The organism is Pricia sp. (assembly GCF_041745955.1).
GTDB lineage: Bacteria > Bacteroidota > Bacteroidia > Flavobacteriales > Flavobacteriaceae > Pricia.
Genome location: NZ_JBGTHY010000153.1, coordinates 1 through 26807, shown reverse-complemented (window position 1 = coordinate 26807; position 26807 = coordinate 1). Strand labels below are relative to the sequence as shown.

Below are 26807 nucleotides of genomic sequence, written 5' to 3'. Positions count from 1 at the left end.
TTTTGGCTGCGTATTTTTGGAAAAAACAACATCCCTATGAACGAAGCGATACGAAAATTGGAGCCCAAGGCTATCTGGAACAAATTTGCAGACCTGAACGCGGTTCCAAGACCTTCCCAAAAAGAAGAAAAGATCATTCAATTTATGATGGACTTCGGAAAATCCCTCGACTTGGAAACCTTGAAGGATGCCGTGGGCAACGTCATCATAAGGAAACTGGCCAGCAAGGGTATGGACGACCGTAAGATGATTACCCTACAGTCCCACCTTGATATGGTACACCAAAAAAATGCGGATACGGAGTTCGATTTTGACACCCAAGGCATAAAAATGAGGGTTGACGACGATTGGGTCAAGGCCGACGGCACCACCCTCGGTGCGGATAACGGCATGGGCGTAGCCGCTATCATGGTCCTATTGGAGAGCAAAGACATCAAGCACCCTGCTTTGGAAGCCCTTTTTACGATAGATGAAGAAACCGGAATGACCGGCGCAATGGGACTTAAAGGAGGCGTTCTTCAGGGGAAAATCCTTTTGAACCTTGATACGGAAGAAGATGATGAGCTCGATATCGGCTGTGCCGGCGGTATCGACGTGACCGCCACAAGAAGATACAACGGAAAACCAGTTCCTAGGGCCGTTACTCCGTATGAAATAAAAGTCAAGGGACTACAAGGTGGCCATAGCGGTATTGACATCCATCGTGGACTGGGCAATGCGAACAAGATCATGAACCGGTTGCTGTACCATGCTTCCAACAATTTCATGATGCGCCTGGCGGAAATCGATGGTGGGGGACTCCGAAATGCCATTCCCCGTGAAAGCGTGGCCAAACTGGTCGTTCTAAAATCACAGAATGAGGAGTTCGAGACCGCGATGATGAAATTGGCGGCTACCATCAAAAAAGAGCTGCAAACCTTGGAACCGACGCTGGCAATAACCCTCGAACAAACTTCCGCACCGCACATGATTATGGGTCTTGGCGCGCAAGAACGATTGTTAAAGGGAATCTATGCGGCCTATAACGGCGTTTATGCCATGAGCGCGACCATTCCCGATTTGGTAGAGACCTCGAACAACATCGCGCGGGTAGAGGTCAAAGACGGGGCGATCCTCATCAATTGCCTGACCCGTTCTTCGGTCGATTCGGCAAAAATGGACCTGGCCAACGCCTTGAGATCCACATTCGAACTGGCACGTTGTGACGTCAAGTTTGGTGGGGAATACCCTGGGTGGACTCCCAACCCCGATTCCGAAATATTGAAAGTTCTCAAGAAAAAATATGAAACACTGTTCAATGACAAGCCCAAGGTGGACGCTTGCCATGCAGGCTTGGAATGCGGCATATTAAGCCAAAACTATCCCGATTTGGATATGATCAGCTTTGGTCCTACTATTAATGGGGCCCACTCTCCCGACGAACGGGTCAGCATACCGTCAGTGCAGAAATTCTGGAAATTTTTGTTGTCCGTTCTAGAGGATGCGCCAAAGAAATAATCAAGTTTGACAGTGTTATCTAGGTTTTTTTAAAAGCTCCCCTTCTTTTGGTAAAGGCAGGAAATGGCAACTTATAGTTCCCCCCGATTTGAACGGACTGGCCTTATCGGGCAATTTTGGCTTGTGCAACATCCTATAATTCAGTATCTTTATAAGAGTTTAACTACAAAATCGAACGTCATGGGAATAAAAAGTTTTCAAGGGCCAAGAAAGAAATCCGAAAATCTCGATGAGACCCTAATGACCGTCAACGACTACATGACCCGCAAATTGATTACGTTCCGTCCCGAACAATCCGTTGAGGAGGTCATTCAGGCACTTATTCGCCACAAAATTTCCGGTGGCCCCGTAGTCAATGAAAAAAATGAACTGGTAGGCATTATTTCTGAAGGAGATTGCATCAAACACGTTAGTGAAAGCAGATACCACAACCTACCCATGGAAAATCGTCTGGTCGAGCAGCATATGATCAGGAATGTAGAGACCATTGATGGCAACATGAACATTTTTGATGCCGCCAACAAGTTTCTGAACGACAAACGACGCCGATTTCCCATTTTGGAAAATGGCAAGTTGGTCGGACAGATTTCACAGAAGGATATTCTAAAGGCTACCGTAAAAATGAAGTCACAGCGTTGGTGGAAGTAGCGACCGAAAATTTTCATCCCCCGTCGCTACGTTTGAATACTATGCCCTATTCTGCGATACCGGTGATTTCCAAATCGAAGACCAAATCGGCGTTTGGAGGGATTGGACCAGTTCCTTGGGGACCATAACCCAGATGGGAAGGAATGAACAAACGTATCTTGTCACCAATTTTCATCTGTTGTAGCCCTTCTTTGAACCCCGCGATAAGCTGGGCATCTGGACTGTATTCCATGGGAATAGGCTGATAGCCGCCGCCCTGCTTTCTACGGTCGTCGAACATATCATACTTTTTGGCCACCTCTTCATTATTACTGTCAAAAAGCGCCCCATCTTCTAAATAGCCGGCATAGTAAACATTTACTTTTTGACCGACTTTCGGTTTTTCCCCGTTACCTTCCTCCAGTTTCAAAACTTTTAGGCCCGACGGCAATGTCTCGGCCCTTTCCTTTTGCTCGGCAATGGCTGCAACAAAATCGGCTTTCATTTTTTCGAAGGCCGCAATTCGTGCTTCTTCTTCCTTAAAATAATCGGAAAACACCTGAACGGCATCGAAATTTTTCGCTGCTTTTCCGTTGCGGACAATCGACACTTTGTCCATCTTAATATCGACCAAAGGCTTATCCTTACTCATCTGTTCTTGGCTGGTTTCTACATTGGCAATGGAGTCGACCACATCAATACCTTCGACAACATGACCGAATACGGTGTGCCGTCCATCTAGAAATGGGGTTGGCTTGTGCGTTATAAAGAATTGGCTTCCGTTAGTGGTGGGACCCGAATTGGCCATGGAAAGAATACCTTTTTTATCGTGTTTCAGCGAATCGTTGAACTCGTCCATAAATTTATAACCGGGGTTGCCCCTGCCCGTTCCGGTCGGATCACCGGTCTGGATCATAAAGTCCTTCATGACCCGGTGAAAGATGATTCCGTCGTAATACGGTTTTCCCTTTAGACTATCGGAAACAAAAGGGCTCGTGCCTTCGGCCAAGGTAATAAAATTGGCCACCGTGACCGGAGTCTTTTCATATTCCAATTTTACGATGATATCTCCTTTCGAGGTCTGGATATCGGCGAACAATCCATCGCCCAATTCAGCGTATTGGCTTTTGCAGCCGGTCAGGGCAATCGCGAGCGTCATTAAAAAATATACTTTTTTCATGTGTTGAATTTTAATTTGAGGATTTATTGATTTGAAGAGATTATGATTTAAAAATTTGCCCGTCATTCAAGTGGGTTTATTGATTTAAAAATGAGGTAATGGCCTACTGTTCACTTTACCTGGGTTTTCGTTTAATTTTCCTACTGAACGCCATCCCGATGTTTTTCAATTTTTAAGATGGATAGCGTGACTTTAATCGGAACGTTGACCCCAATTTTTTCATCGTCACCATGATACCCGTAAGCTAAGGACGATGGAAATAAAAATGTCGCCGTTTCACCTTCTTTTAACAACTTTACGCTATTTCGCAATCCGGGAAACAAATCTTGCTTGTCCACTTTATACGTAAGAACGCCGATATCCTCCTTTGTGTATATGGTATCGTTATTTAAACCGATTACGTTATAAGTCATGACTACCAAATCGTCAGGTTGGGGGGTATATTCCGCTTCTGCGTTTACGACGTCGAAACGGTACCAAGACCCTGCGGTACTGTGCACGTAGTCGTTGGCCGAATCTTTTTCAATGATTTCCAGGATGTTTTTTTCCTCCTTCGCCAAAAGGGCCTTACTGCGTTCGACGGATGCCTTAAAGAAACTACCCGATTTTACCTCCACCGGCCTACGTGGTTCGGGACCGCCACAGCTGAGAAAACCCAGCACCAATAAGAGTACTGAACCGGATTGCATTATTTTATAAGTTTGAAACATCATCCTTTTAAAAATTCCAAAACCCAAGTAACAAATTCCAAAGTTCGGTCCAGCCTGAGGTTTACTGGCCATATGTTTAATAATTAAGTTCCAATTCGAAATTTGTGCACTGTAACTCCCAACTTGTGATTTTTCTCAAATGTCAAGCCTTTAGCCTTAAGTCTCAAATCTTAAGTCCCATATTTAAGGTCTAGCAAGCTCCTCGGCATAATCACCCAGAAGCGACTCAAAATAAGTAGCCGTTTCCACCAATGATGTATCACTTTTTCCACCAGCGGCGTTGGTATGTCCCCCGCCCTCAAAATGCTTCCGCGCAAACTCGTTGACGGAAAAATCCCCTGCGGAACGGAAGGATATCTTGATGATACCTTCCTCTTTATTTTCGATAAAAATCGCGGCAAAGATAATACCTTCCAACGTAAGTCCATAATTCACAAAACCCTCGGTATCGCCTTTTTGGTATTTATGGGCGTCGAGTTCCTCTTGGCTTAGGGTAATATAGGCGGTCTTATAATCCTCCAAAATGACCATATTGTTCAAAGCGGTGCCCAGAAGATGAAGTCTGCCGGGAGTATTGGTGTCGAAAACACGGTGGTGAATCGCTGTGCTTTCCGCTCCCTTTTCAATAAGCTGGGCGGCAACCCGATGGGTTTTTGCGGTGGTGGACGAAAATTTAAAGGATCCCGTATCGGTCATGATACCGGTATAGAGACAACTCGCCATTTCGGGAGTGATAGCATCGGCATCACCCAGATATTCGATCAAATTATAGACCATTTCACAAGTGGAGCTCATCGTTACATCGGAGTACATGATCTCTGCATAATCGGATGGCTCTTGGTGATGGTCGATCATGACAAAAGGGACTGTCAACTTTGTAAGAGGCTCTTCCATTTGTCCGATTCTTCCGAGATGGTTGAAATCAAGCGTAAAGATTACAGTGGCGGCTTCGATCTTGGACTTGGCCTGGGAGTTTTCCTTTTCAAAATTGAGGATCTGGTCGTTGCCGGACATCCATTTTAAGAACTTGGGATAGTCGTTCGGTACTATAACGGTTGCCTCCTGGCCTCTATGCCTTAAATAATGCCATAGGGCCAGGGTCGAACCAATGGCGTCGCCATCGGGATTCTTATGCGGTACGATTACAATTTTTTGCGGTTCGGAAAGTAGCTTTTTGACCGCTTGGATGTCTTCAAAATTCATGCGGGCAAAGATAGGGTTTAAAACTTTTATACATTGCCTAAGAAAGCGTACTTTTGCCAAAATTTGAAAAATGACGACACATAGAACTTTTACGATGATTAAGCCCGATGCGGTAGAAAATGGCCATATCGGTGGTATTTTGGAAAAAATAACTTCCGCCGGCTTTAAGATTATCGCGATGAGATACACCCAGTTGAGCAGGAGGGATGCCCAAGAATTCTATGCGATTCACAAAGAACGTCCTTTTTTCGACGAACTGGTGGATTTTATGACCCGTGGCCCCATTGTTTCCGCCATTCTTGAAAAGGAAAATGCGGTCGAGGATTTTCGGGCATTGATCGGAGCGACAAACCCTGAGGATGCCGCAGAGGGCACCATCCGTAAGTTATATGCAACGGATATCGCCGAGAACGCAGTACATGGTTCTGATAGCGATGAAAATGCCGCTATCGAAGGGGCGTTTCATTTTTCGGGTAGGGATATTTATTAATTCCCTCAACGCAGCACCAACTTTTTTACCAAATTCCGGCCGAGTTCCTCATTGAGCATGGTGATAATCTTCGATTTTCCCAAACTGAGCTCCTCGCGGAGCACCGAAGAGGATAGGGAAACGAAAAGGGTATCGCCGCGCAGTTCAACGGCAGTAGTGTAGTTACTTACCCCATTACCCATCAGGTTCGACCAGGCCTCGCGGACATCAACCTTGTCCATCCCCTTTTGAAGGTGATTTTCTTTAATGAACTCCTGCAAGGCCTCGCCCATATTGAGATTGTCGTTTTTTCGTTTTGCCATTTCGGATTATGGGTTGAAGTTTAATAATTCTATTTTTCAATCGAAATCGGTTCAAAACGCTTGTAATCGTATTGCAAACCTTCCGCATTGACCACGGAAAACGTTACGGCATCAAGGGCTACCAATTTTTCGGACCATTCGCTGAGTTCGGTTTTGTAGTTGATGGTAAAACTTCCATCAGTTTCCAAAATTGTAAATGTCTCGGCGTCATCCGACGTTTCATAGGTACCATCGAATTTCGGACTCACCTTTTTCCGGAATCCCTTCAACCCTTCCATTTGTATATAATCGATCGTAGTACTCACTTTATACTCTTTGGAGTTACCATCCGGAAAAACCACTTGCTCTATTTCCCAATAGCCGTTGAGCTGGGACAGGTCTTCTTTGGATACGCCGCTGGAACATCCGAAGAAAATAAAGAGCCATCCTAGTAAAACAATTTTAGTCATTTCCAAATTAACTATAAAAGGGCAAAGCTATTTTCCGAATGCTATACGTCCCAAAATTTTGGGCGAAAAACGCATAGCGGTAAGTGGAATGCCATTTTTCAATCGTTCATTTCCCCAATCACAATCTGAAAATTTTGTAGGACTGATGTATCTGTTTCACCACATTTTCCGTGCGTTCGGCGTGAGTGTCGCTGATAAAAATCTGTCCGAAATTCTCGTTGTTGACCAAGGATACGATATGGGAGACCCGGTTCTCGTCCAACTTATCGAAAATATCATCCAAAAGCAAAATCGGGGTAGTTTTAGACTGCTCTTTGATAAACTGGAACTGCGCAAACTTCAGGGCGATCAAAAAGGACTTCTGTTGCCCTTGGCTCCCGAATTTTTTAATGGGATGGCCGGCTATCTCAAACCCCAGATCATCTTTATGTATGCCCACGGAGGTATACTGTAAGCCCCTATCCCTCTCTATATTATTTTTCAGGAGATCAAAAAGTCCCTCTTCAAGTAGTTTACTGTCATATAAAAGCGAAACTTCTTCGTTACCGCCTGAAATCGCGATATATTGGGCTTTAAAAATAGGGATAAAAGCCTCAAGAAACTCCACACGTTTGTTAAAAATATCCGTACCGTAGGTGTTCAACTGTTCGTTGTATACGGATAAGGTCGCCGCGTCGTAGGTATGGTTTGCGGCGAAGTATTTCAACAACGAGTTCCGTTGCGCAAGTATCTTGTTATACTTAATAAGGTCTTGCAGATATATTTGGTCGGATTGTGCGATAACCCCATCCATAAACTTGCGACGTGTTTCGCTGCCTTCGATGATAAGATCACGGTCCGCCGGGGATATGATGACCAAGGGAAGGAGCCCGATGTGGTCCAACAGCCGATCATAGATTTTTCCGTTGCGCTTAATAATTTTCTTTGTTCCCCGTTTAAGGCTACATACGATTTTTTCTTGCCGATCGTTCTTTTCGAATTCCCCATCGATTACGAAGAAATCCTCCTCATGTTTGATGTTCTGCGTTGAAATGGGATTGAAGTAGCCCTTTCCGAAGCATAGATGGTATATCGCGTCAAGCACATTGGTCTTGCCGATACCGTTGGGGCCGACAATACAATTTATCTTGTCATCAAACGCAAAGTCTTGGGATTCGAAATTTTTATAGTTAAAAAGGGACAATCGTTTTAAAAACATCGGGGTTTGATATGGGATTTAGACGTTGAAGTGAATTTAAACATTGTTACTGCTTCTGAAAAACGTAGGGCTAAACGACCTATATTTCAGACTTTTTTTTAGGATCAATAGATTTTTCCTAGCTGCTGCCCATACAGTGTCCCAAGCCATTGCATCGTATTTTGGTAACTAATTGCATCGCATTTCGGTAACTATAAAAACAGTGGTTTGCCCATAAAACTAGGACAATAATGTTCACGACAAATACAAATCCCCAAAAATAACGAATAAATACCCTTTCGGTTTTCGATAAAAACTTTATTTTTGCGCGACTTTAAGAAAACGACCATGGCCACATATAAGAAAAGGGGATTCAAACCAAAGAACAAGGAAGAGGAACAGGAACGTTTGGAGCAGGAAAGTGCCACCGCCGAGGTTTTCAGTACGCTTGACGAAGGTGCATCGCGAACGGAGGCCTGGGTCTCGAAAAACCAAAACTACATTTTGGGCCTTATCGGGGTAGTCGCCGTGGGAGTGCTGGGCTATCTGGCCTATGTACAATTTGTCGAAAAGCCCAAGGAGACGAGCGCATCCAACGAAATGTATTATCCACAGCAGTATTTTGACCAGGCCCTGACCAATACGACCGCAAAAGACTCCCTCTACAACCTAGCACTGAACGGCGGCGAAGGCAAATACGGATTTTTGGATATCATCGACGAATATCGTGGTACCCGGGCCGCAAACCTTGCCAATTATTCCGCTGGAATGTCATATCTGAACCTACAAAAATATCAGGAAGCCATATCCCATTTAGAAAAATTTAATTCCGTCGATGCTATTTTGGGCGCCATGGCTAAAGGGGGAATCGGAGATGCCTTTATGCAGCTCGGCCAACCCGATGATGCCTTAGGCTATTACGCAAAGGCCATTAATCACAGTGATAACGATTACACCGCGCCCAAATATCTTTATAAGGCAGGGATTACCGCCCTGGAACTCAACCAAAACGATAAAGCCCTACAATACTTTCAAAGGATAAAAGAGGAGTATCCTGCCTCGGATGCTGCCAGAAACATCGATGCCTTTATCGGGATGGCGGAAGGTGGAATATAAAATTTCACTTGGCGAATTTAATAGGACCTAGCAAAGAATACATTTGAACGATGGCTACGGCTAATAAAAACCTTTCCGTTTACGACAAATCGACTATTCCGAATGCGAAAAATCTTCGTTTCGGAATTGTGGTATCCGAGTGGAACCCCGAAATCACCGAAGGTTTGTATTCGGGAGCCCATGATGCTTTGGTGGATTGTGGAGCCTTGGAAAAAAATATCCTCCGCTGGAACGTGCCCGGCAGTTTTGAACTGACATTCGGCTGCAAAAAGATGATATCCTCCCAAAAAGTGGATGCCGTTATCGCTATTGGCAGTGTAATACAAGGGGAAACCAAACATTTTGATTTCGTATGCGGCGCGACCGCAAAAGGCATCATGGACCTCAACGTTAACGGGGATATACCCGTCATTTTCTGTGTACTTACCGACGACAATCTACAACAGGCGCAGGAACGCAGCGGTGGAAAACACGGGAACAAAGGTACCGAAGCAGCGATTGCGGCCATCAAAATGGCACTGCTTGGGAGGTAAAAGTTAACAAATTTTGGCACTGGCGGTACGGCATATTTTTTGATTTTAAGTACCTTTGATAATCATGGGTATGCTAAGTAAATTCACGCGGTTAAAAAGCAGTAAGAAGTTCGATTACCAGCCCCGTTATTTCGATGACAAGGGCAAGGGGAATCCCTTTAAGATGGAACCGAAATTCGATAAATTCCGAAGCACCGTCGACTCCCCCAGGGGATTGAAAGGTAAGTTCGGAAACGCCATGTCGGATGTGCGGCAACAAGGCGATCGCAACCTCAAAAAACGAATGGTCATCATAATAGCGGTGCTACTCTTGATCGTACTCTACATATTCGATTTTGACCTTTCCATATTCTTCCCGAAATAATGGCAGATATTATCAAACTTTTGCCGGACCATGTCGCTAATCAGATAGCGGCGGGCGAAGTGGTGCAACGACCTGCATCGGTAGTCAAGGAACTTCTTGAAAATGCCCTCGATGCCGGTGCGGAAACTATAAAATTAATCGTAAAAGATGGTGGTAAAGTTTTAATACAGGTAGTCGACGATGGTCTAGGCATGAGTGCCACCGACGCGCGGTTGAGTTTTTCACGCCACGCAACCTCAAAAATCCAAAAGGCGGAAGATCTTTTTAATTTGAACACGAAAGGGTTCCGCGGGGAAGCCTTGGCCTCTATCGCCGCTATCGCCCATGTCGAGATGCAGACCAAACCCGATACCGAAGAGCTTGGTACCCATCTTCGGATAGAAGGTAGCGAAATAATTATTCATGAAACTACGGTAACGCCAAAAGGGACTTCGATTGCCGTCAAAAATCTATTTTTCAATATTCCCGCACGACGAAACTTTCTCAAATCGAATACCGTAGAGCTACGGCATATTACCGACGAATTCCATAGAGTGGCATTGGCCCACCCCAAAGTGGCCTTTCATTTTTACCACAATGGCAGCGAACTTTTTAATCTTCCGGCGGACAATCATCGCAAACGTATCGTTACCATTTTCGGAACCCGAACGAACCAAAAACTGGTCCCCGTAGAAGAAGAAACTCCCATTGTAAAGATCAAGGGCTTTATTACGAAACCCGAATTCGCCAAAAAAAGCCGGGGAGAGCAATTCTTTTTCGTCAACCATCGGTTTATCAAGAGTCCGTATCTGCACCATGCGGTGGTCTCCGCTTTTGAGGGACTGATAAAATCGGACACCTACCCGGGCTATTTTTTGTATCTCGAGGTCAATCCCGCATCGTTGGATATTAACATCCATCCAACCAAAACAGAAGTGAAATTCGACGACGAGCATAGTCTTTACGCAATTATACGCGCTACCATCAAACACAGCCTAGGCCAGTTCAATGTGGCACCGGCGCTCGATTTTGATCACGACCCGAACTTGCAAATACCGTACGGCTTCAAGGACAGGTCGGCCGTCATTCCCCAGGTCACGGTCGATGCCGGGTTCAATCCGTTTCAAGAGAATCGGCAAGGCGGTTTTGCGACACAAACCTACAAAAAGCAAAGTGCCCATTGGGAAAACCTCTATGTCGGTATGGAGTCCAAACTGGGTAACGACGATACTGGTAGTAGCATCAGTTATGAATCCGATACTATTACCGGAACTATTTTCGAAGGTGAAAAAGAATCTCCGGAAACCGTTACGACCACATTTCAAATCCGCAGAAAATATATAGTGACCACCATCAAATCAGGCATGGTGGTCATCGATCAGAGCCGGGCGCACCAACGGGTTCTTTATGAGCGGTTTTTGAAGAACAGTACTATCAAGGGAGCCGTAAGCCAGCAATTACTGTTTCCGTTGACGCTTACTTTCTCCACTTCGGAAATCGGCGCTCTACAGGAAATTGAGGATATTCTGGTCTCAGTGGGCTTTATTTTTGAAAAAATCGAGGGAGAATCCATTACCATAACCGGGGTACCCTTGTTAGTGGCCGAAAGCGAGGTGGGCATGGTGTTGGACCAATTGATTACGGACTACCAACAAGAGGTAATCGGCGAGAGTTTCTCGCATACCGATATGTTGTCGAAAACCTTGGCAAAGACACTGTCGGTAAAGACCGGGGAAGTATTGGATCGGCAATCGCAATTGGCCTTGGTCAACGATTTATTTGCCTGCACGGAGTCCATGACAAGCCCTTTCAACAAACCCGTATATATTACAATCACGGAAAACGATATCGATAAAAAATTTATTTAAATGGGAAGATTGACCGATGCTGTTAAGCATTTGCTGATTATCAATGTACTGTTGTTCATTGCAACACAGATATATCAAGAACAAATGCTCACCTGGTTCTCGCTTTGGTATCCAGAGCATCCGAATTTTGAGTGGTGGCAGATCGTTACCCACATGTTCATGCATGGCGGGTTTTTCCACATTGCGTTCAACATGTATGCCCTTTGGGCCTTCGGTACCCCATTGGAACAGATGTGGGGCCGTAACAAGTTTTTGTTCTTTTATTTTTCGGCAGGTCTGGGAGCCGCCATATTACATACAGGGGTCAACTATTTCGTTTTTCATGACGGATTACAGGCCTTGGTCGATCAGGGTGTCGATGAAAATCAGGTTATGGAAATTATCGCCGGCGGTCAGTACAGTCCCGCTTGGAACGATTTGATCGGAGCGGATAAGGTGGACAGCCTTCTAAGTGCCTTTAACACCCCGGCCGTTGGTGCCTCGGGCGCAATTTACGGGGTTCTGGTCGCTTTTGCCTTTGCCTTTTCCGAGGCGGAACTTATGCTTATCTTTCTACCGATTCCCATAAAGGCCAAATATTTCGTACCCTTGTTGATTGCGGGCGACCTGATTTTCGGTTTTACGGGCGCCGCCACCGGTATCGCCCATTTTGCCCATATCGGAGGGGCTATCGCGGGATTCATTATGATGTGGTACTGGAAAAAGAATGATTTTAATGACAAGAGGTGGAATTAATAGGATTATGGGATTCGTAGGATTAACAGGATATTTATGATGAACGGAGGAGGATTAAGATATCAATATGCAAGGCTGAGCGTTTCTGAAAAGCTAATAGCCATCAACGTAATCGTTTTTATCGTTATGGGGCTGACTACTGCCTTGATAGGCCCCAACATCGAAAACTGGTTCGCGTTGCCCCAAGACTTTTTTGATTTTCTCAAACAACCTTGGTCCATCGTCACCTATTCCTTTTTGCATGCCGGTTTTTTCCATATCCTTTGGAACATGTACATTCTTTATGTCGCCGGACGTATTATGCTCAACCTTTTCGATGGTAAACGCTTTTTGAACGTCTACTTTTTGGGCGTGATCTTAGGGGGACTTCTATTTCTGCTCAGCTATAATATTTTTCCCGCACTCATCGGTCAAAAAACTTCCCTGGTCGGGGCATCGGCCGGGGTCATGGCGGTGCTGATCTTTGTATGCACCTATATTCCCAATCAAGAGGTACGCGTTATCTTTTTCAATGTTAAACTCTGGCAAGTAGGGGTTTTCGTAGTTCTGATGGATTTGATTCAAATTCCCATGGGAGGCAATGTCGGTGGACACCTGGCCCACTTGGGAGGTGCTTTCTTAGGATATATTTATGCCAGACAGCTCTTTAAAGGTACGGATATCGGCGAGGGATTCTCTAAATTCATGGACAGTATTTCGAACCTGTTCAAGAAAAGCAGTGCTACCGTTGGCAACGGCCGAAAAAAAGCCCCTATGAAGACCGTCTATCGCAAGCAACAAGCTACCTCCAGCTCGAAGTCCAGCCCCACCAAGGATAACCACCAACAAAAAATAGATGCCATACTCGATAAAATAAGCAAATCAGGCTACGAAAGTCTTTCCAAATCGGAAAAGGATTACCTGTTCAAGGCGGGGAAGGAGGATTAGAGGGCAGTGTTTTTTTCTAAACTAAAATATGTGAAGGGACTATCCGTATTCAATAAAATCGTATATGCGCTCAACCTCATCTTTGTCTTCCTGCTACTGGCTGCCTGTGCGGTGCCTTATCTTTCCGTTACTTTTCTTCCGTTTTTATCCTTTTTAAGTTTGGCGGTGCCAGTATTGGTGGCCATCAACTTCCTCTTTTTTTTGTGTTGGGCCATCCAAGGAAAACGACAAATGCTTCCATCGCTTTTCGTACTGGTATTCGGCTATTTCGTACTGGGGACATTCGTGAAATTGAACTTTTCCAAAAAAGAATTCCATAAAGAGGATTTAAAGGTAATGAGCTACAACATCCGCAGCTTTAATGAATTCGGATGGGCCGAACGTAAGGATGTACTCAATGCCATCAAAGATTTGGTGCAAGAAGAACAACCCGATATTGTCTGTTTCCAGGAAGTAAGTATTGGCATGGAAAAGGATTTTTTAGATTATCCGTATCATTATTTGAAGAAAATACCTACGGGCAACAAGGTGCATTTGGGTATCTTTTCAAAATATCCGATCGTCAATGCCGAGACCCTGACTTTTCCTAACAGCATCAACAACGGATCGTATGCCGATATCGCCTATCAGGGGGATACACTGCGCCTTTACAATGTACACATGCAATCGTTGGGCATAACGCCCGGAACCGGGGTATTGCGCTCCCATTCATCCGAATTCCTATATCGAAAAGTCGTAAATGCCTTTAAGAAACAGGAACAACAGGCCGAAATGATGGCGCAACACAGAAAAGCAAGTCCGTATAAAACCCTTCTTTGCGGGGACTTCAACAACACCCAATTTTCTAAAGCGTACCATTTGTTAAAGGGAGACATGCAAGATAGCTTTATCGAAGCAGGGTCGGGCTATGGCAGAACCTTCAACTTTTTACACATACCCTTGCGAATCGATTTTATCATGGCGGATAGTACTTTCGAGGTCAAAGCGCATAAAAACTACAATTTCAAGTATTCAGATCACTATCCGGTGATGGCGTCGTTTCGGTTGAAGGGGGAAAGGAGTGTTGATCCCTAAGGCATTAAAAAGCAATCCATACTATCCGCAACAATATGGATGAGCAGGGCCAGGCCGAAAATCCATGTTTTCTTGAAGAATAGCAATCCTAGGTACACGGCAATCGCCCAATAGCTATGTAAGGGATGAAACCCGATACTGCATCGCCCGGAATCAAAAATGGGGTCCGCCCACAGATGATCGACATCGATTACGATTCCTGCCAATAAAATGAGAGTTACTTTTAATCGGCGCTCCTTAAAAAAAAGTAATCCAATGGCGATCGGCACTAAAAAATGGATGCCGTAATGTACAGTAAACCTAAGCATCCAGGAAATCCGTTTTTTGTTTTCTTAAATATGTCAGGGCGTTCGTACCCTCGTTAAAAAGGAGATCCAGTACACTGGTATTTCCCACGAAGCCGTGCCGGTCGCCAAAAACCTGCACATATTCTTCTTGCCGTATTTTAAGCTTTCGTTTTGCACTGACCAAAAAACGTACATCTTGTACTTGGCTGGGTTCGGTCTCATATCCGGTAGTTTTTTCTTCCGGCATATCGATTTGGAGGCAATTGCAGACCGTTTGAACGGTCTTTACATTAAAATCCAGTAACTTTTCAAAGGTTTGCCAGTACAGTGGAGCGATATCATCCTCATAAAACTCAAAAAACGGGGAAGTTCTGTAGGCGGTCTGTAGGGTACGCCAATGTTGCCGTTGCCACGAGTAAGAATTGTCCAACAAAACGTCTTTATATTTTTGTCGCCCCTGTTCCCCGCCCACATGTCGAATGGGAATGCTGAGCATATGGCGTCCGAGATCCGTACAAACGTAACAGCGGTTTCGGTAGGTCTGTTTTTGGTAATTGTCCGCTACCTCCCATTGGATACGTTTCTGGGCGATGACGGCAAAAGTGGCGATGTTGGGGAAATAGGTGGGGTGTAGAAGGGATTTCAATGGACTAATGGATTAATTATTCAGCAAACAAAGGTAACCATTTGAAAAATTCAAGATTCAGACTAAAACAGTTCAAACGAGCTGTCAAATGCAACCTTTAAATTACCTGCGGCAAATACTTCACCAAAATGCGGATTCCAACGACAAAAACCAACAAGGCGGTCACTCTTTTAATCCCATTTGGCGTCAGTCGTTTGAGGCTGATACGTATACCCAACTGCCCCCCTATCAGTACCGAAGCCGCCAAGGCCAAGGTTTCTTTCCAAGGAAGCTGCAACATATCGCCCTGAACTAGGCCAGCGATACCGGAAAGTGAATTCACCAAAATAAAAAAACTGGCCAAGGCGGCAATTTTGATGGACTTGTCCCACCTCAAATGATTGAGTATCGGGGCCAAAAAAATACCCCCCCCGATGCCTACAAGACCTGATAGCAGTCCGATACCACCGCCCAAAACATAGCTTAGATATTTGGGATAGGTTTTTACCCGTTCCAAGGGGGTTTTTTTGGAAAACGTCTGCCATGCCAAGAATAATGAGGAAGTAACCAAGGAAAATCCCAAAAGAATAAAGAAAATATGCTCCTCCAAACGGAAGGACGCTCCGATGAAGGCCAAGGGAATACTTGTGATGACAAAGGGTAGAAAATCCCGTATTTTGGCGTGTCCTTCTTTAAAATACAAATAGGTGCTGCCCGAAACGACAATTAAATTACAGATCAAGGCTATGGAACGTATGGCGAAAAATCCCCCTAGAAAAAGAGCCAGCAACGCCAGATAACTAGATCCGCCGCCGAATCCTACCGAGGAATACAGCGTCGCCACCACAAAGAAACCCAAACACAATAAAATCAGGCCTTCAATAGGTAACCCCATGTTTCTTTATCTGGTTCATTCCGCCGGAAAGATTGATGAAATAGGCATCGGGACGAGAATTGACAAGCCGCTCGATCGCCTTTTTACTACGAATGCCCGATTGGCATACTACATACACGCTACGGTCAAAATTAATTTCGTTCCGTCGGATATTCAACTCGGACAAGGGAATATTCTGGGCGATTTTCAGATGATTTTGCTCAAACTCCTTAGGCGTGCGTACATCGATAAGTTGAACGTTATCAAATTCCTCTAGACCCAAAAAGGTTTCGGCATCCATAGCGTTATAGTCAGTGCGGCAATCGAAATCATAGCTGGGCCGCAACACATCGATTTTCAAATTTTCGGAGGTAGCGTTAAAACGTATTTTTTGGAATGTATTGGAAAGTCCTTCGAACAATAGGAGTTTACCGGCGAGCAGCTCCCCTACTCCGGTTAGCACCTTCACGGTTTCGAGGGCCTGAAAATTTCCAATGATTCCTGGTAGTATCCCCAATACGCCATTTTCGTTACAATCGGGTATCTCGTCGGCTTTGGGCATATTCGGAAAAAGACAACGGTAGGTCGGTCCGCCATCATGGTTAAACACGCTTACCTGCCCCTCAAATCCATGCAAGGCGCCATAAACAAAAGGCTTTTTTAAGATGACACAGGCGTCATTGATTAAATATCTGGTGGGGAAATTATCGGAAGCATCAACGACCATGTCGTAATCGGCGATGATTTTCAGGGCATTTTCTTTGGTCACAAAGGTATTGTGTGCAATAAGGACGGTTTCGGAATTTTGGGCACCCAATTTTTCGATAGCAACACCTACCTTGGATCGACCGACGTCTTCTTCGGAAAACAGCACCTGACGATGCAGGTTCGACAAAGAGACCACATCGTTGTCTGCAATGCCCAAAGTGCCGACGCCCATGGCGTTCAGGTACGTCAATACGGGAACACCCAAGCCTCCGGCACCGACGACAAGCACCCTTGACCCTTGTAGCTTTTGTTGGGCTTCAATACCAAAACCCGATAAAATGGTCTGTCTGTTGTAGCGTTCGAGATTCATACCTGTTTTTTTTGCTACCGCCTAAAATCATTCAACCCGCAACCTCACAACCGCCTCCTTATACTCCTCCTCCGAATTGGCGTTTAGCAATACGCTCGGACTACTCGGAAAAACCAATTTCGTTTCGTTGTTGATCAAGAATTTCCGGGGACAGGTGCCATTTCCGCTTTCCAAATAAAATTTTGACTTCTCAAACGCAGGGGGTTCCCAAATAGCACATAGGGGTTCTGGCAGCGGGTCTTCCTTTTGGGCGAAAGTAGTCGCCATAACATTCGGGTCTCGGGCCGCTATCAGTTCTTGCAAAGATGCCAAATCGATCAGGGGCAGATCGCAGGCCAGCACCAGCCAAGCTACTTCTGGAAATTTATTGTGGGCGGCTAACATTCCCTTGTAAGGTCCCTTGTACGCATCGTCATCCACAATGGTCTCCATACCCTCGGGAAAATCAGACTTCTGATCGCGCCTAATGCTCACGAAAGTCTGTTCGCATACTCGGCTCAATAAATGGTAGAGAAATTCCCGTTGTGGCATACCGTGATAGGTAATCATGCCCTTATCCTTTCCCATGCGGGTACTTTTTCCTCCGGCGAGCACCAAACCGTATATTTTAGGACCTAAAATCATATTTTCCTCCTGTTTTTTGTTCCAATTGTATATCGGTAATTTTTATATCTTGGGATAAGGCTTTGCACATGTCGTAAATGGTCAAGGCACTGACCGAAACTCCCGTTAAGGCTTCCATCTCGACACCGGTCTTTTCGCAACATTTTACAGTGCAGCGGATTTCTAAAGTGTTTTTCTTCGGATGGATACCGATGTGCACCTTCGACAAATTAATCTGGTGGCAAAGGGGAATCAGCTCCGAAGTCTTCTTGACCGCTTGGATACCAGCAATAACGGCTGTTTGGATGATACTTCCTTTTTTTCCCAAAAAATCCTGCGCCGCTAAGGTTTCGAATACCTGCGAGGGAAATTCGACCCGTCCGGAAGCTACTGCCGTACGGGCGGTAACCGTTTTATCGGAAACATCGACCATTGAAGCGTTTCCGGATTCGTCTATATGGGAGAGTTTTTCTTTCACAATAACTTTAGTTGTACGACAAATGTCCTCTAAATCTTTATTCGACCTCGGCCTTTGTACCTGCCAACCGCTATGCTGGTTTCCAATCTCGAATCTTTTATCTAAATTCTAGGCTCTTTTCTCATCCCCCGATCGACGTCATCGAGTTGTCAAAAACCCCCTTATACTTGCCCTGTGCCTCGAACCCGGTTTTGGAGCGGCTTCCGATGGCCTTTAAAATCTGTTCCTTTACTTTTTCCCCTGAATTTTCGCTCCGCAAGATATCCCGAATGTTCATACTGGGCTTGGCATAAAGACAAGTAATGACATCACCGGTAGCGGAAATGCGCAGCCGGTTGCAGCTGCCGCAAAAAGTGCGGCTGAACGAGGGGATTACCCCAAAGCTACCCTTAAAACCAGGAATCCTGTAATTGATAGAGGTCGATGTTTTTGGGGATTCCAGCTTAAAGTAATCCGGATGGGCTTCCCTTATATATTCCAATATCCGCTTATAATCCCATACAATACTGTCAAAGGTTTTGCTGCCCCCGTTAAAAGGCATCTCCTCCAAAAAACGTACGGAAACATCATAATGTTCCGTAAGTTCCAACATCGGCAAGATATCTTCGGTATTTTGCCCATCGAGGGCAATAAAGTTGATGCGGACGTTGAAGCCTTCCGTTATCAACCGGATGATGTTATTATATACGGTGTCATAGTGATCCCTGCGGGTAATCCTTTCAAAAGTTTCCCGATTGATGGCATCCATACTGACGTTGATATTCATAATACCAAGTTTTTTCAGCTCATCAATATATTTTCCGATAGTCGTGGCATTGGTGGTAATCGATATATCCTTAAGTCCCTCCATTTTCGAAAGCCGGCGCATGAGGACCATCAGATCTTTGCGTACAAACGGCTCTCCGCCCGTAATCCGGATTTTATCGATGCCCTGCGACACCAAGATCTCGCTCAAACGGGAAAGCTCGTCGATAGTAAAAAGTCGGTCGTTCTTGGCGAAATTTATCCCCTCGGCAGGCATACAATAGTTGCAACGCAGATTACAACGATCCGTTACCGCCAGGCGCAGGTAGTCAATTTTTCTATTGTGATTGTCTATTAACATGTTACGTACGTTCAAGTTCAAGCGCAAATTCAAGTTCATCACTGTTTATTCTTCGGCCGTGCCCGGTAACCGTGAGTTTAGAAGTTTATGCTTAAATCTAACGAAGATTACGACAAACCATTAGCCTTTAATTTTTTACCTCTTTCAAGGATGCGCCGAAACCCAGACCGATTTGTTTGTGAACATTTCCTTTTTCCAGATCGGCACGCGTTCTTTTAAGGTATCGATCAGATACCGGCAGGCATTAAAACAGGCATCGCGATGTGCGGAGGAGGCACCTACGATGACTACGGGTTCTTCAACATTCTTAACGCCTACCGCATGACGGATGACGACCTTGTTCAACTTCCATTTTTCGATAGCCTCAAGGGCGATTTTCTTCATTTCCTTGAGTGCCATGACCTTGTACGTCTCAAATTCCAACGACAGGACTTCCTCATTTTCCGTAAATTCACGAACGGCGCCTACAAAAACACAGATGCCCCCGCTTCGTGGGTCCGAAAGCTCGGCGAATACCCGAGAGGTATCGATTACGTCCACAATTTCTATGCTCATATTCCCTTTCATCAGCCCCCGCTTACGGGTGGTATTATGGCTATCTCGTCACTTTCGTTCAAACGATCACCATCCTCTGCATAAGCGCTGTTTACGGCTACCGCTAAAGAAGTGAGCTTCCCGAACTCGGGAAAACTTCCCTTTAATCTATCCTTCAGTTCTGAAACCGAAGCAGGCGCCTGCTCATCCGCACTAAAACGAAAGGAGCCCTTGCCCACAATATCCTTAGCAATTCCGAATAGCAATACCTCCATTCCAATCCAAATTATTAATTACTGATCTTTCATTTTTTGCCTGTGTACTTCTATTTGCCTATGTACCTCGACTGTCTGCCCGAACCGTTCAAATTTTAAATACAAGTTACGCAAATAAAAGAGATACACCATCCGCAAACTCCAAAACATTCCGAATCAGCGTACGGTGCAAAGCGTTCAGCACATAGCTATTGTACAACCTTCGCGTTCTCCGGCATTTGATAAAAATCATCGGGCTTGGCTACTTCGCCCAACGATACGTTTTCAAAAGGCAATGGGTCCTTTGCTTCTTTGATCGTACGGCCATCGCTAGTGTACCAGGTCAAGATTTTTGGAAGCATCAAATCGCCAATTTTCATCCAATCGGCATAGCGAATATAGCTCACATCTTCCGATTTTTCGTTACTTCCAAAAGTAAAGGTATAGCCCAACCAGGCCATTTGATGGGTTTCCTGATCGTAATACAGATAGTAATCGTCTTTAGGCGAGGCGCCGATACCCGCATCATAACTTATATGAATTCCAGGGTATGATTTCCCCTCAAACTCCAAAGCATCGGCCTCTTCATAATTGATACCATCGTCGGCCAGTACAAAAGGCATCGCGTAGAAGTAGAACATCAGGTTGTGGTATACCGCAGGATTGCCTTCATAGGAGTTGTCAGGGTCGAGCACCCATATATCATCGCCGTCGAATCCCATGCCTGTTGTGGGCATTTCTATCTTATCCCTTCTGCCATAGAGGTCTATGCTGTGGATTTCGGCAGCATCAGGTTTGGGAATCGTAAAGGTCAAGGTGCGTTTTTTCTTCCAATTTTCGAGTCCGCCATGGGCATCGAAAACTTGGGTCAAGGCCTCGGGATATTCCTTTTTAGGCGTCTCCATTTCCATTTTTCCTTCTTCGGGTTCAGGTAGTGTTTCCTTGGGCGCTTCCTTACAACTTGTTACCGCCAAGAGCACTGCGGCAATCATCATTCGTTTCATACTTTTCGTTTTTTAGGGTTTGCCTTTTTGGTCGGGATACTTGCCTTTTAATTACTTTTACGGCATGTACGAAAGTAAACAAATCAGCAGTCTTCAAAATCCTCTTATTAAAAAAATAAGTGTTTTACAGGATAAATCAAGGGAACGTAAGAAATCGGGACTTTTTGTTTTAGAGGGATTACGGGAACTGCAACTCGCCATCAAGGGCAATTATACCTTGGATACCGTTCTGTATCAAGGGGATTTGATTTCTAAGGATGTCCTTTTTCAAATGTTGGATGCCTTGGTGCCACAATCCAATATCGTAGGCATAAGCAAGGAAATATATGCCAAACTGGCCTACCGGAAGACGACGGAAGGTCTATTGGCATTGGCGCATTGCAAACCCCATGCCCTGAACGAACTCGTCATACCCTCTAAAAATCCATTGATCCTGATTGCGGAAGCTCCCGAAAAGCCCGGAAACATTGGCGCTTTGCTCCGTACCGCCGACGCCGCCGGGCTGGATGCCGTTATTATCGCCAATCCTAAGTCCGACATGTACAACCCCAATATCATCCGGTCAAGTGTGGGCTGTGTTTTTACGAACAATATTGCGGTAGGAAATACCTTCGAAACCATATCCTATCTAAAAGAAAATAATGTCGCCTGCTACTGCGCCGCCCTTACGGCCTTGAAAAATTATACGGAAGTCGATTTCAAAACCCCTTCCGCTATCGTGGTGGGCACCGAAGCAACGGGACTCTCGCAAGAATGGCTCGATGCTTCCGAACAAAATATAATCATACCTATGATGGGAGAAATAGATTCGATGAACGTCTCCGTATCCGCGGCGATTCTTATCTTTGAGGCGAGACGTCAGCGGGGTTTTTTTTAGTAGGTAGTTGCAGTCGCAACGGCATACTTAAACCCTGCCTCGCCGGCAGGTAGGCTTAAATTTTTCACGCTATAGACTTCATTTAACCTTGAACACTCTTTTCTACATTATAATCCTGATCCTGGTACTACAATTCGTCATAGAAACGGTATTGGATTACCTCAATGCAAAACGTTACGGCGATCCGGTGCCGGACGAACTGAACGATGTTTTTAATGCGGAGGAGTACGAAAAATCCCAAGCGTACAAGAAAACCAACTATAGCTTCGGACTCCTGACCTCGACCTTTTCGTTGCTTCTCACATTGGGATTCTTGATTCTTGGAGGCTTTGAATGGGTGGACCAAATTGCACGAAGCATTACCGACAACCCCATCGTTACGGCCTTGCTATTTTTCGGGATTATCATAATCGGTAGCGATATCGTTACCCTACCGTACTCCTATTACTCCACTTTCGTAATCGAGGAAAAATTCGGATTCAATAAAACCACTAGAGGCACTTTCTTTATGGACAAATTAAAGGGATGGGGTATGATGGCGGTAGTCGGAGGCGGATTATTGGCCTTGATCATCTGGTTTTTCGAGTGGACCGGCAGCAACTTTTGGCTATATGCCTGGGCGCTCGTCGCGGTCTTCACAGTAATCATGAATCTTTTCTACAGCAAGCTGATCGTACCCCTCTTCAACAAACTGACTCCGCTGGAGGCAGGCGGCCTTAAAACAAAAATCGAGAACTATGCCGAAAATGTCGGTTTTGAGCTCCAAAATATTTTCGTTATCGATGGTTCGAAACGCTCCACCAAGGCCAATGCCTATTTTTCCGGATTCGGTAAGGAGAAAAGGATAACCCTTTACGACACCCTAATCAACGATTTGGAAGAGGAGGAAATCGTGGCCGTACTCGCCCATGAGGTCGGCCATTATAAAAGAAAGCATATCGTTTTCAACCTTGCAGCGTCCATCCTATTAACGGGACTTACCCTTTTTCTTTTATCCTTCTTTATAAATAATCCTGAAGTATCCCTTGCCATCGGTGTTTCGCAACCTAGTTTTCATACCGCATTGATCGGATTTGGCATTTTATACAGTCCCATTTCAGAGGTAACGGGACTCCTCATGAACCACCTCTCCCGAAAATTCGAGTATCAGGCCGATGATTTTGCCAAGAACACCTATGTGGCATCCCCTTTAATAACCTCCTTGAAAAAACTATCAAAAGATAGCCTTAGCAATCTTACCCCGCATCCCGCCTATGTATTCATGCACTACTCGCATCCGCCGTTGATCGCTAGGATCAGAAATCTCAAAAAAGTTTAAACTGTTGAACCATCGTGGACTACCTTTTATTAGAGGTTCAGTCGCTACCGCGACTTTGAACCTTGAACCTTGAACCTGCCAACAGCAGCCTTGACCTTAAACCCGGTCGGGCATACTTTTTGTTGTACATCAAATAAGATTATGGTATTTTAGATTAAGAACTCCCGAGAATGACACAGGCCGCACTAGAACAGGAAAATAAAAAAATCGCCAAGCAGTACAAAGAATTGCTGCGTATCAGCTACCAATATTTGTCCGACGACGATAAAAAACTGATACGGGCCGCCTTCGAGGTAGCTGTCGACGGGCATAAGGACCAACGCCGCAAATCGGGGGAGGCCTACGTATTCCACCCTATTGCCGTAGCCAAGATCGTGGCCTCCGAAATCGGTCTTGATGCTACTTCTATAGCCTCTGCCCTACTGCACGATGTGGTCGAGGATACCGAATACACTCTTGACGATATCGAGCGTATGTTCGGGGAAACGGTGGCGCGTATCGTAGACGGACTCACGAAAATCGCCCATCTTAAAAAGGATATGAGCACCTCGCAGCAGGCCGAGAACTTTCGGAAAATGTTGCTTACCCTGAACGACGATGTCCGCGTTATTATCATCAAAATTGCCGATCGGTACCACAATATGCTCACTATGGACGCCATGCCCGAGCATAAACAGGTGCAGATGGCCTCGGAAACCCTCTATATCTATGCGCCGCTAGCCCACCGAATCGGACTCTACAATATCAAGACCGAATTGGAGGACCTAAGCCTCAAATATACTGAACCTAGGGTATATCGGGACATTAAGGGTAAAATCGAGGATTCGAAGGAAGAGCAACAGGCCTATATCGATGCGTTTGCCGACACTATCGATAAATCATTGAAAGAAGAAGGTCTCAAATACATCATCAAAGGCAGGATGAAGTCGATTTTTTCCATCCGCAGGAAAATGAAGGCCCAAAATGTTTCCTTTAACGAAATTTACGATAAGTTCGCCATTCGCATTATTTACACGTCAGACCGTCAGAACGAGAAGTTTTTGGCCTGGAAAATCTATTCCATAGTGACCGATCATTTTACGCCGAACCCAGTTCGTTTACGGGACTGGATATCCTCTCCGAAATCAACGGGATATGAAGCCCTTCACATTACAGTTATGGGACCTAGGGGACGTTGGGTCGAAGTGCAGATACGCAGTGAGCGCATGCACGAAATCGCTGAAAAGGGCTATGCGGCCCACTTCAAGTACAAACACGGCCAGCAAAAGGAAATGGGTATCGAGATATGGCTGAACCGGTTACAGGAAGCACTGGAAAACGCCAATACCAACGCGGTTGATTTTGTCGAAGAATTCAAGTTGAACCTCTATTCCAAAGAAATCTTTGTATTTACACCTAAAGGCGAATTGAAATCCCTTCCCAAAGGCGCCACCCCCCTAGATTTTGCGTTCAACATACATACCCATGTGGGCATGAAAACCCGCGGCGCCAAAGTGAACGGGAAACTGGTGCCTCTCAATACCACATTGAATAGCGGTGATCAGGTCGAAATCGTCACCTCCGATCAAGCGAAGCCCAACCAGAATTGGTTGGACTATGCCACTACGGCACGGGCGAGGGCCAAAATAAAATCCTCGTTGCGGGAAGAGAAGAAAACCACCGCCGAAGACGGTAAAGAAGTCCTACGCAGAAAGCTGAAATCCCAAAAAGTGACCCTTAATGAGGATTCTATCAACAAGATGGTCGTATTCTTTAAGCTCAAGACCAGTTTAGACCTATTCTATAGGGTCGGTGTCGGTTCGATAGATAATCAGATGATCAAAGATTTCGCGTCGTCCTACAACAATGCCTTTATCAGTTTTTTCAAGAACAAAATACGGCGAACCCCCGTTCCAGAGGGTATCGATAACGACGAGATTACCTCGAAGTTCGACATGCTCGTTTTTGGACAGGAGGAAGAGAAACTGGACTACAAACTCTCGCTATGCTGCAACCCGATTCCCGGCGATCCCGTTTTCGGATTTGTCAGTGTCAACGATGGGATAAAAGTGCATAAAAAAAACTGTCCCAATGCCATTCAGCTCCAATCCAATTACGCATATCGCATTATTAACGCCAAGTGGATAGATTCTACGGAACAGGAATTCCGGGCCGATATACAACTTACCGGTATCGACAACATGGGGTTGATCAATGAAATAACCGAAATTATTTCCGACGAGATGCATGTAAATATGCGTAACCTTAATTTCGGTACCGACGGTGGCACTTTTACGGGCAAAATAACCGTTGTGGTCAAAAATAATAGCATCCTGAAGAAACTGATTTCCAACTTAAAGCAGATTCATGGCATCGATAAGGTTAGTAGGGTCTGAAAGTCTATAAAGCTTTATCCGCATGTATGGCAACAGGATATCATCGTCATCCGTATTTGATTTTTGAGTTTGTATTTCCGTTTGTAACCCGGATTTAAAAAAGAACTGTACCTTTGTAAATCGACGTAGAAGGCATCACATTATGGCAGCAAACAAGAACCAAGAAATCGTAAAAAACGTTTTTACAACCTTTTTAGAGGAAAACGGACATCGCAAAACGCCCGAGCGATATGCCATCCTTCAAGAAATATACGATAGTGAGGTGCATTTCGATATAGAATCGCTCTATATCGGCATGAAGAACAAAAACTACAGGGTCAGCCGTGCCACGTTATATAATACCATAGAACTTTTATTGGATTGTAAACTGGTACGCAAGCACCAGTTCGGCAAGAATCAGGCGCAGTACGAGAAATCGTATTTTGACCGCCAGCATGACCACGTCATCTTGACCGATACTGGCGAGGTAGTGGAATTCTGCGACCCTCGGATACAATCTATCAAAAAGACCATCGAAGAGGTGTTCGATATCAAAATCAACACGCACTCGCTCTATTTCTATGGCACTCGCAATGCTCACAATGAAGAAGCCAGTGAGCCCGCCGAAGCGGAAAAAAACAAAGAAAATACCAACAGCTAACCCAATTTCACCAATGGCAGTAGATTTATTGTTAGGCCTGCAGTGGGGCGACGAAGGAAAAGGAAAAATCGTCGACGTACTGACTACAAACTATGATATTATCGCCCGTTTTCAAGGCGGTCCCAATGCCGGGCACACCCTTGAGTTCGACGGAATCAAACACGTATTGCATACCATACCCTCGGGCATCTTCCATAAAAACGCAATGAACATTGTGGGTAACGGGGTCGTCATAGATCCGGTTATTTTTAAGAAAGAACTCGATGCCCTCAAAAAATTCGACCTCGATGTAAAATCGAAACTGCTCATTTCACGAAAGGCCCACCTAATATTACCAACACATCGACTCTTGGATGCCGCCTCGGAAACCGCTAAGGGAAAGGCAAAGATCGGTTCTACCTTAAAGGGGATTGGCCCGACCTATATGGACAAGACCGGGCGTAACGGCATGCGTATCGGCGATCTTGAACTGGACGGTTGGAAAGAAAAATACCGCGCGCGTGCCAACAAGCACGAGGCCATGA

At 45.1% G+C, this 26807-nt stretch carries 31 protein-coding genes; 15 read left to right on the top strand and 16 right to left on the bottom strand.

All coding sequences use genetic code 11. The features are described from left to right. Positions 1–36: 36 nt before the first annotated feature. On the top strand, positions 37–1497 hold the full coding sequence (locus ACEW8S_RS05690; protein ID WP_373517214.1) for an aminoacyl-histidine dipeptidase: 1461 nt from the start codon (positions 37–39) through the stop codon (positions 1495–1497). A gap of 180 nt (positions 1498–1677) precedes the next feature. After that, positions 1678–2145 (top strand): CBS domain-containing protein, encoded by a 468-nt coding sequence (locus tag ACEW8S_RS05685; protein ID WP_373517213.1) that lies wholly within the window; start codon positions 1678–1680, stop codon positions 2143–2145. A gap of 46 nt (positions 2146–2191) precedes the next feature. Here the strand turns inward: ACEW8S_RS05685 and ACEW8S_RS05680 are convergent, their stop codons facing one another. From ACEW8S_RS05680 to ACEW8S_RS05670, 3 genes are all read right to left on the bottom strand, one after another. Beyond that, a complete protein-coding gene (locus ACEW8S_RS05680) occupies positions 2192–3304 on the bottom strand; it encodes a peptidylprolyl isomerase (protein ID WP_373517212.1) in 1113 nt (370 codons plus the stop codon). Between the two features lie 140 nt (positions 3305–3444). Then, on the bottom strand, positions 3445–3993 hold the full coding sequence (gldI, locus tag ACEW8S_RS05675) for a gliding motility-associated peptidyl-prolyl isomerase GldI (RefSeq protein ID WP_373517211.1): 549 nt from the start codon (positions 3991–3993) through the stop codon (positions 3445–3447). A 204-nt stretch (positions 3994–4197) separates the two neighbouring features. Beyond that, positions 4198–5217, bottom strand: a complete 1020-nt coding sequence (locus tag ACEW8S_RS05670) for a bifunctional oligoribonuclease/PAP phosphatase NrnA (RefSeq protein WP_373517210.1) — start codon at positions 5215–5217, stop codon at positions 4198–4200. A gap of 70 nt (positions 5218–5287) precedes the next feature. Between ACEW8S_RS05670 and ACEW8S_RS05665 the strand changes: the two genes are divergently transcribed. After that, complete coding sequence (locus tag ACEW8S_RS05665; protein ID WP_373517209.1) at positions 5288–5707, top strand: nucleoside-diphosphate kinase; 420 nt, start codon at positions 5288–5290, stop codon at positions 5705–5707. Between the two features lie 5 nt (positions 5708–5712). Here the strand turns inward: ACEW8S_RS05665 and ACEW8S_RS05660 are convergent, their stop codons facing one another. The 3 genes from ACEW8S_RS05660 to ACEW8S_RS05650 form a co-directional block, all read right to left on the bottom strand. Continuing rightward, complete coding sequence (locus ACEW8S_RS05660) at positions 5713–6009, bottom strand: DUF721 domain-containing protein (RefSeq protein WP_373517208.1); 297 nt, start codon at positions 6007–6009, stop codon at positions 5713–5715. Between the two features lie 29 nt (positions 6010–6038). Then, positions 6039–6458, bottom strand: coding sequence for a hypothetical protein (locus tag ACEW8S_RS05655; protein ID WP_373517207.1), 420 nt, complete (start codon positions 6456–6458; stop codon positions 6039–6041). Positions 6459–6576: 118 nt separating this feature from the next. After that, the gene (locus ACEW8S_RS05650) at positions 6577–7656 is read right to left on the bottom strand and encodes a DNA replication/repair protein RecF (protein ID WP_373517206.1); all 1080 of its coding nucleotides are present in this window, start codon (positions 7654–7656) and stop codon (positions 6577–6579) included. 327 nt (positions 7657–7983) lie between these two features. On the opposite strand from ACEW8S_RS05650, the gene ACEW8S_RS05645 reads away from it, so the two are divergent. The 7 genes from ACEW8S_RS05645 (at position 7984) to ACEW8S_RS05615 (ending at position 14231) form a co-directional block, all read left to right on the top strand. Next, positions 7984–8751, top strand: coding sequence for a tol-pal system YbgF family protein (locus ACEW8S_RS05645; protein WP_373517220.1), 768 nt, complete (start codon positions 7984–7986; stop codon positions 8749–8751). 50 nt (positions 8752–8801) lie between these two features. Beyond that, positions 8802–9284 carry a 6,7-dimethyl-8-ribityllumazine synthase gene (gene ribH / locus ACEW8S_RS05640; protein WP_373517205.1) on the top strand — a complete coding sequence of 161 codons (483 nt, stop codon included), beginning with the start codon at positions 8802–8804 and terminating at the stop codon, positions 9282–9284. Between the two features lie 70 nt (positions 9285–9354). Beyond that, on the top strand, positions 9355–9648 hold the full coding sequence (locus ACEW8S_RS05635; RefSeq protein ID WP_373517204.1) for a riboflavin synthase subunit beta: 294 nt from the start codon (positions 9355–9357) through the stop codon (positions 9646–9648). After that, positions 9648–11495, top strand: a complete 1848-nt coding sequence (mutL, locus tag ACEW8S_RS05630) for a DNA mismatch repair endonuclease MutL (protein ID WP_373517203.1) — start codon at positions 9648–9650, stop codon at positions 11493–11495. The genes ACEW8S_RS05635 and mutL overlap by 1 nt, the downstream gene beginning before the upstream one ends. Then, positions 11496–12230 carry a rhomboid family intramembrane serine protease gene (locus ACEW8S_RS05625; RefSeq protein ID WP_373517202.1) on the top strand — a complete coding sequence of 245 codons (735 nt, stop codon included), beginning with the start codon at positions 11496–11498 and terminating at the stop codon, positions 12228–12230. A 39-nt stretch (positions 12231–12269) separates the two neighbouring features. Next, positions 12270–13157: a rhomboid family intramembrane serine protease gene (locus tag ACEW8S_RS05620; RefSeq protein WP_373517219.1), complete on the top strand. Its 888-nt coding sequence runs from the start codon at positions 12270–12272 to the stop codon at positions 13155–13157. Between the two features lie 30 nt (positions 13158–13187). Next, positions 13188–14231 (top strand): endonuclease/exonuclease/phosphatase family protein, encoded by a 1044-nt coding sequence (locus ACEW8S_RS05615; RefSeq protein WP_373517201.1) that lies wholly within the window; start codon positions 13188–13190, stop codon positions 14229–14231. On the opposite strand, the gene ACEW8S_RS05610 is transcribed toward ACEW8S_RS05615, so the two are convergent. From ACEW8S_RS05610 to ACEW8S_RS05565, 10 genes are all read right to left on the bottom strand, one after another. After that, positions 14228–14539: a DUF6122 family protein gene (locus ACEW8S_RS05610; RefSeq protein ID WP_373517200.1), complete on the bottom strand. Its 312-nt coding sequence runs from the start codon at positions 14537–14539 to the stop codon at positions 14228–14230. The genes ACEW8S_RS05615 and ACEW8S_RS05610 overlap by 4 nt on opposite strands. Continuing rightward, a complete protein-coding gene (locus tag ACEW8S_RS05605; protein ID WP_373517199.1) occupies positions 14532–15164 on the bottom strand; it encodes a WbqC family protein in 633 nt (210 codons plus the stop codon). The genes ACEW8S_RS05610 and ACEW8S_RS05605 overlap by 8 nt, the downstream gene beginning before the upstream one ends. Before the next feature lie 97 nt (positions 15165–15261). Then, positions 15262–16038: a sulfite exporter TauE/SafE family protein gene (locus ACEW8S_RS05600; RefSeq protein ID WP_373517198.1), complete on the bottom strand. Its 777-nt coding sequence runs from the start codon at positions 16036–16038 to the stop codon at positions 15262–15264. Beyond that, on the bottom strand, positions 16022–17095 hold the full coding sequence (locus ACEW8S_RS05595; protein ID WP_373517197.1) for a ThiF family adenylyltransferase: 1074 nt from the start codon (positions 17093–17095) through the stop codon (positions 16022–16024). The genes ACEW8S_RS05600 and ACEW8S_RS05595 overlap by 17 nt, the downstream gene beginning before the upstream one ends. Before the next feature lie 27 nt (positions 17096–17122). Next, a complete protein-coding gene (locus ACEW8S_RS05590) occupies positions 17123–17719 on the bottom strand; it encodes a molybdenum cofactor guanylyltransferase (RefSeq protein WP_373517196.1) in 597 nt (198 codons plus the stop codon). Further along, a complete protein-coding gene (gene moaC / locus ACEW8S_RS05585; protein ID WP_373517195.1) occupies positions 17703–18176 on the bottom strand; it encodes a cyclic pyranopterin monophosphate synthase MoaC in 474 nt (157 codons plus the stop codon). Before moaC ends, ACEW8S_RS05590 begins: the two co-directional genes overlap by 17 nt. A 121-nt stretch (positions 18177–18297) precedes the next feature. Beyond that, positions 18298–19281, bottom strand: coding sequence for a GTP 3',8-cyclase MoaA (gene moaA / locus ACEW8S_RS05580; protein ID WP_373517194.1), 984 nt, complete (start codon positions 19279–19281; stop codon positions 18298–18300). Positions 19282–19425: 144 nt separating this feature from the next. Beyond that, positions 19426–19836 carry a molybdenum cofactor biosynthesis protein MoaE gene (locus tag ACEW8S_RS05575; RefSeq protein WP_373517193.1) on the bottom strand — a complete coding sequence of 137 codons (411 nt, stop codon included), beginning with the start codon at positions 19834–19836 and terminating at the stop codon, positions 19426–19428. Between the two features lie 11 nt (positions 19837–19847). Then, positions 19848–20090, bottom strand: a complete 243-nt coding sequence (locus tag ACEW8S_RS05570) for a MoaD/ThiS family protein (RefSeq protein ID WP_373517192.1) — start codon at positions 20088–20090, stop codon at positions 19848–19850. Positions 20091–20278: 188 nt separating this feature from the next. Beyond that, complete coding sequence (locus ACEW8S_RS05565; RefSeq protein ID WP_373517191.1) at positions 20279–21073, bottom strand: DUF6503 family protein; 795 nt, start codon at positions 21071–21073, stop codon at positions 20279–20281. A gap of 64 nt (positions 21074–21137) precedes the next feature. Between ACEW8S_RS05565 and ACEW8S_RS05560 the strand changes: the two genes are divergently transcribed. The 5 genes from ACEW8S_RS05560 to ACEW8S_RS05540 form a co-directional block, all read left to right on the top strand. Beyond that, positions 21138–21950, top strand: coding sequence for a TrmH family RNA methyltransferase (locus ACEW8S_RS05560; protein WP_373517190.1), 813 nt, complete (start codon positions 21138–21140; stop codon positions 21948–21950). A gap of 88 nt (positions 21951–22038) precedes the next feature. Further along, positions 22039–23268, top strand: coding sequence for a M48 family metallopeptidase (locus ACEW8S_RS05555; protein WP_373517189.1), 1230 nt, complete (start codon positions 22039–22041; stop codon positions 23266–23268). Between the two features lie 170 nt (positions 23269–23438). Beyond that, positions 23439–25643 carry a bifunctional (p)ppGpp synthetase/guanosine-3',5'-bis(diphosphate) 3'-pyrophosphohydrolase gene (locus tag ACEW8S_RS05550; protein ID WP_373517188.1) on the top strand — a complete coding sequence of 735 codons (2205 nt, stop codon included), beginning with the start codon at positions 23439–23441 and terminating at the stop codon, positions 25641–25643. Positions 25644–25785: 142 nt separating this feature from the next. Then, positions 25786–26283: a Fur family transcriptional regulator gene (locus tag ACEW8S_RS05545; protein WP_373517187.1), complete on the top strand. Its 498-nt coding sequence runs from the start codon at positions 25786–25788 to the stop codon at positions 26281–26283. A 13-nt stretch (positions 26284–26296) separates the two neighbouring features. Further along, the coding region (locus ACEW8S_RS05540; protein ID WP_373517186.1) for an adenylosuccinate synthetase at positions 26297–26807 on the top strand (511 nt) is incomplete at its 3' end.